Origin of the sequence: Micromonospora sp. ATA51 (assembly GCF_016802855.1) — a bacterium.
Classification (GTDB): domain Bacteria; phylum Actinomycetota; class Actinomycetes; order Mycobacteriales; family Micromonosporaceae; genus Micromonospora; species Micromonospora sicca.
In genome coordinates this window covers 1-1700 of the sequence record NZ_JAEVHJ010000621.1, presented here as the reverse complement: position 1 = coordinate 1700, position 1700 = coordinate 1, and the positions used below count along the sequence as shown (strand labels likewise).

2 protein-coding genes are annotated in these 1700 nt (G+C 73.2%); one reads left to right on the top strand and one right to left on the bottom strand.

What is annotated here, in order from left to right:
* Positions 1-755, top strand: a 755-nt coding sequence (locus JNW87_RS38420) for an aminodeoxychorismate/anthranilate synthase component II (RefSeq protein WP_238455445.1), incomplete at its 5' end; no start/stop codon positions are given.
* Positions 756-804: 49 nt separating this feature from the next.
* Here the strand turns inward: JNW87_RS38420 and JNW87_RS38415 are convergent.
* Positions 805-1700, bottom strand: an 896-nt coding sequence (locus JNW87_RS38415) for a zinc ribbon domain-containing protein (RefSeq protein WP_238455444.1), incomplete at its 5' end; no start/stop codon positions are given.

Sequence of the window (1700 nt, the reverse complement as noted above, 5' to 3'; positions counted from 1 at the left end):
GAAGATGGCGACGATGCGGGCGCTGCTGGCGGGCCTGCTGGAGGCCGGCCGACCGACGCTGGCGGTCTGCCTCGGGCATCAGCTGCTCTCCGGGCTGCTGGCTCGACCAGCGCACGCCCGGCGCGTCCGCGCTGCCCGGGCTCACCGGCCTGGGCGCGTTGATCGTGGACGGTGAGGACACCTTCACCGGCATGCTCGCCCACCAGCTCAGCGCGCTCGGCCTGCGGGTGGACCGCCGCGACTGGCGGGAACCCGCCCCGGTGGACGGGTACGACCTGGTGGTGGTCGGCCCCGGGCCGGGCGACCCGGGCGATCTCACCGCGCCGAAGATGGCGACGATGCGGGCGCTGCTGGCGGGCCTGCTGGAGGCCGGCCGACCGACGCTGGCGGTCTGCCTCGGGCATCAGCTGCTCTCCGGGCTGCTCGGGCTGCCGCTGCACCGGCGGGAAGCCCCGTATCAGGGGTTGCAGCGGGACGTGGCGGTCTTCGGGGCGACCCGCCGGGTGGGCTTCTACTCCACGTTCACGGCATGCGCCGACGCCGACCGGGTGGCCACCGCGTACGGGCCGGTGGAGCTGTCCCGGGACCCGGCCGACGGGGCGGTGCACGCGCTGCGCGGGCCGGGTTTCGCCGGGGTGCAGTTCCACCCGGAGTCGGTGCTCAGCCGGGACGGCCTGGCCGTGCTGGCCGACCTGCTCGGGCATCTGCTCGCCCACCCGGCCCTGACCGGGCATGGTCCGGCCGATCGGGGGTAGGGCTTTGGGCGACCGGTGGTCCGGACGGGTCGAGAGCGTCTCTGGTTCCCTATGCGATTCTCGGCAAGCCGGACATCCGGCCGGCACTACCGCTCCGGTCGGTGATCGGGGTGGCGTGTACGTGGCGGTGGAAGCCGCGGCCGAGGGTTGCCCCGCGGACCTGGTGAGGGTGTCGCGGGGTGGTGGTGGGAGCCGTGTGCGGCACCTGGCTGACCGGCCCTTTCGGGTTGGTCTCCTGGGGTGTCCGTCCCGCCGGACGCTGACCGGCAGATCGCGATGGGGAGTCTGCCGGGGCGGGAACCTGCCGTCGCAAGGGCAGCAGGCGTGAGGTCTTGACCGTTGCAGGTCGGGTCTGCTTCGGGGTGGGTGCGGTTTTGCGTCGATCCCGCGCCGGCGGGATCGTGGCGGTGCGGGTTGGTCGACGTGTCTGGTGGCGGGTCGGTGTGTCGGTGGCGGTCCGGATCGCGGCGTTGCCGTTACGGCCGCGGCGGGTGTTGGCCTGGTTGGCTAGGCCCCGGGCGGCGATCCGTTGCGCCGCGGCGTGGTCACGGTCCATCGACAGGCCGCACGAGCAGGTCGCCCACCGGTACCCGGCCACCATCCGCTGTGGTGTTTTGACATGCTTGACCGGACCGCCGCAGCGGGGACAGCCGGACGAGGTGCCACGCGCCGGGACAGTGACGACTGCGATATCTACTTTCGCGGCGAGGTGGGCGATGGCGGTGAACACGGTGCCGCGTACCGCACCGGAGAGTCGCCGGTTGAGGCTGCGTGACCGGCCACCGGCCTCGAGCGTGGCGAGGTCCTCGACGTAGATGACGGTGGCGCCGGCCGCGGTCGCCTGGTCGACGAGCCACCGCGCCGCCGACCAGGCAAGAGCCTTGTTGAGATGCCGGATCCGGGCGCACACCGCCGTATGCTCGGCCTGCAGGAGGGCGAGCTTCG